The organism is Pseudomonas sp. RGM2987, assembly GCF_022952855.1.
Classification (GTDB): domain Bacteria; phylum Pseudomonadota; class Gammaproteobacteria; order Pseudomonadales; family Pseudomonadaceae; genus Aquipseudomonas.
On sequence record NZ_JALJDX010000007.1, the window covers coordinates 1 to 255 of the forward strand.

The 255-nt window shown below is 65.5% G+C and carries 1 protein-coding gene; it reads right to left on the bottom strand.

Annotated elements, in window-relative coordinates; translation table 11 throughout:
• A partial coding sequence (locus RGM2987_RS00025; protein WP_245138082.1) for a hypothetical protein occupies positions 1–255 on the bottom strand: 255 nt, incomplete at both ends.

Consider the following 255-nt stretch of genomic DNA (forward strand, 5'->3'; position numbering starts at 1 on the left):
CCATTCCTGGCCTTCGATCAGGGCCCAGTCGTAGAAGCAGCGCAGGCCGGTGGGCAACTGATGCTCCACCATCCGCCGCCCGGCGTCGTCGCTGAAGCGCCGCTGCACCTGCCCGGTGGCGTCGCGCACCTCGGCGAGGTTGTTCGCTGCGTCGTAGGCGTAGCTGACCAGCACTTCGCGCTGTTGGTCGGGGTAAAGACGTTCGATCCGGGTGACGCGCTCATGCTCGTGAATCAGTTCCACCTGCACCTGATC